The sequence below is a fragment of the Sulfitobacter sp. HI0129 genome, from assembly GCF_001635395.1.
Lineage (GTDB): Bacteria > Pseudomonadota > Alphaproteobacteria > Rhodobacterales > Rhodobacteraceae > Sulfitobacter.
This window is the reverse complement of record NZ_LWGH01001033.1, coordinates 1-338: the sequence shown is the minus strand read 5'-3', so window position 1 is coordinate 338 and position 338 is coordinate 1. Positions and strand designations below refer to the sequence as shown.

The 338-nt window shown below is 61.8% G+C and carries 1 protein-coding gene; it reads left to right on the top strand.

Translation table 11 applies throughout. From position 1 onward, the window contains the following. Positions 1 to 5: 5 nt before the first annotated feature. Positions 6 to 338: ABC transporter substrate-binding protein (locus tag A3764_RS21965; protein ID WP_150122402.1), on the top strand; the 333-nt coding region annotated here is incomplete at its 3' end.

Genomic DNA, 338 nt, shown 5'->3' with positions numbered 1-338 from the left:
ACATGATGAACAGAAAGACATTCCTGACGGGCATCACGGGTCTGGTGGCAGCCAGCACATGGGCCGCGAGCGGCATGGCGCTGATGGCGCAGTCCGGTGAGCCGATCAAGATCGGAGAGATCAACCACTACAAACGCCTCGCCGCCTTTGCCGAACCCTACAAGAAGGGCATCGAACTGGCGCTGGAGGAGATCAACGCCGAGGGCGGCGTGTTGGACCGCCCGCTCGAATTCATCTTCCGCGACGATCAGGGCGATCCGGGCGAGGCGATCAAGATCGCCGAAGAGCTGATGACCTCCGAAGGCGCCGCCATGATCACCGGCTCCATCCTGTCCAAC